Below are 2,415 nucleotides of genomic sequence, written 5' to 3'. Positions count from 1 at the left end.
CCCAGAATGGAACAACTCACGCAGGCTGCAAATAAGTAAAAAACCGCTCCCAAAGGTTGAAGCCTTAAATTTTTGTTTTTTGAGTAAACCGGAATCAGGAATATGAGTCCCGCCACCAGTAAAAAAACAGGAAGCGCTGCATCCGGAATTGATTGTACCCAACCGTCTGGCGCGGCTTTAATTCCGCAGATACTTAGACCAGATTCCGAAGAAATTTTCGCGGCACTTAAAAAATGTGCCGCCCACATCCCCAGGCTTCCCGTTAGCCAGGTTAAAAGTGCAAATCCGTTTTTATTTTCTGGTGCAATCCACTTCTTCTTCAGTAAAGCTGAAGGTAATGCTGCCCAAATGAATATTGGGACTACCATCAGGACAATTACATGTTGCAACATGGCTACACTATGTAACCCAAATTGCAACAAATTAGCCACAGGAGATGCCGTCATGACGTACAGCAGTAAAAATCCCGCCGTTATAGAGAGGAGCTTATTTCCACGTGGTTTAAACCAGATAAGGTAACTTCCGAAGAAAATTAGCAATGCCACCGACCATGAAAATGACCAGTTTTGAGATAGTAAAAAATAATCCTTCCAACTCATAGCAACGGTGTTAGGTAAACATAGGTGTACACACAAAGCCATACGATATCCACAAAATGCCAGTAGGCTTCCACACTGCCAATACCGGCTACAGTAAGCACTTTAAATTTACCAAATGAAAAGCCGAATAACAAGCTGATGGCAATAAGCCCCATAATTACGTGCAGCCCGTGAAATCCTGTTAAGGTGAAAAAACTGCTTCCAAAAACATTTTTACTTATGGTAACCTGCTTGTGGTAAAGTTCAATATATTCCATCATTTGTCCCGCCAAAAAAACGGCAGCCAGAATAATGGTGCCTCCCATATATAATTTGGCTTTTTTCCAACGGCCTTTTAATAAATTCTTTTTGCTTCTAATTAATGTAAAACTGCTTAGCACCAGGCCTGCGGTGAGGATTGTTGCCCTTTTTACATTTAGGAAATGCGCGACCATATCTGTAGCTCCCGTAAAATTACGATAGTAAACATACGCGATGATAAGGGCAATAAAGAAGAACGCTTCAGAGCCAATTAGGAAAAACATTAAAAGTTTGCCTCTGTCTTTCATCAATTAAGTCTTTTATCTTTATTATGAGGGTTTTTTAAATCCCAAAGTGGCCTGCGGCTATGTACTGGCGGCAACCTGTCAAAATTCTTCTCGCCTGGCGGAGACTGCGTTGCCCATTCCAGGGTCCAGGCATCCCAGGGATCGCCTTTAGCTGATGGTTTGTTTTTCAAGGTTTTATAAATATTCCAGAAAAAAATGGCAACTCCTCCAAACATGAGTACCGCCCCGGCACTGGAAATTATATTTAACAGCGTCCAGTATGGCAAATCAAAATAAGTGTAAACACGGCGAGGCATTCCTAAAATTCCTAAAAGATGCTGAACCAAAAAGGTCATATTAAAGCCGGTAACAAAGGTCCACAAATGCCATTTCCCAATCTTTTCTGAAAGTTGGCGCCCGCTTATTTTCGGGAACCAGTAATAAATTCCGGCAAAAGCAGCAAATACAGTGCCTCCCAGAAAAACATAATGCAGGTGGGCCACCACATAATACGTATCGGTAAGCTGCCAGTCTACAGGAACTATAGCGAAAGAAACCCCGCTAAGCCCTCCAATGGTAAAGTTGATAAGGAACATTAATGCAAATAACATTGATGTTGTAAAGCTGATGGAACCTTTATACATGGTTCCCACCCAATTAATGACTTTCACTCCCGTGGGAACGGCAATTAAAAAACTTGCCGCCCCAAAAAAGCCATTTACAACATTGGTATAACCTACCGCGAACATGTGGTGCATCCAAACCCCAAAAGAAAGCAGGGCGATAGCAATGGAAGAAACCGCAACAAAAGCATAGCCAAAAATAGGCTTTCTTGAATACACCGGGATTACTTCAGAAATAATCCCGAAAGCGGGTAATATTAAAATGTACACTTCCGGGTGGCCGAAGGACCAGAAAAAATGCTGCCACAGAGTAGCCGACCCTCCTGCGGAAGGAAGAAAAAACAGCGCGTCCATCTGCCGGTCAATCAGCAACATCGCAAGTCCCGCATTCAATAATGGCAGTGCCCCAAGTATAAGAAAGGCGTTTATAAAGCTCATCCACACAAACAGCGGCAACATGGTTAGTTTCATTCCTTTTACCCGCATGGTGAGTACAGTAACGGCAAAATTTGCCGCGGTGGTAATACTTCCAATCCCGGTAAGCATTAATCCCACGGTATAATAATCTATTCCTACATCTGGGGAATAAGGGGTTTCGCTTAAAGGAGCGTAATTAAACCAGCCTGCATTGGGAGCGCCCCCGGCAAAGAAACTAAAGTACAGTAA

General features: G+C 42.9%; 3 protein-coding genes. All 3 read right to left on the bottom strand.

Annotated elements, in window-relative coordinates; all coding sequences use genetic code 11:
- On the bottom strand, positions 1-599 hold a 599-nt coding region (locus tag AB8M93_RS18280; RefSeq protein ID WP_373060357.1), incomplete at its 3' end, for a cytochrome c oxidase assembly protein.
- On the bottom strand, positions 596-1,147 hold the full coding sequence (locus AB8M93_RS18275) for a cytochrome c oxidase subunit 3 (protein ID WP_373060355.1): 552 nt from the start codon (positions 1,145-1,147) through the stop codon (positions 596-598). The genes AB8M93_RS18280 and AB8M93_RS18275, both read right to left, overlap by 4 nt.
- Positions 1,147-2,415 (bottom strand): cytochrome c oxidase subunit I (locus AB8M93_RS18270; protein ID WP_373060353.1); only part of this gene is annotated, 1,269 nt, incomplete at its 5' end. The genes AB8M93_RS18275 and AB8M93_RS18270, both read right to left, overlap by 1 nt.

This window comes from Autumnicola aciditolerans (assembly GCF_041679265.1).
Classification (GTDB): Bacteria; Bacteroidota; Bacteroidia; order Flavobacteriales; family Flavobacteriaceae; genus Autumnicola.
This window is presented reverse-complemented; position numbering and strand designations above follow the sequence as displayed.

What these genes read in the sequence shown, in the direction of transcription:
- AB8M93_RS18275 (WP_373060355.1), bottom strand. Translation starts at nt 1,147, where the DNA reads ATGAAAGACAGAGGCAAACTTTTAATGTTTTTCCTAATTGGCTCTGAA.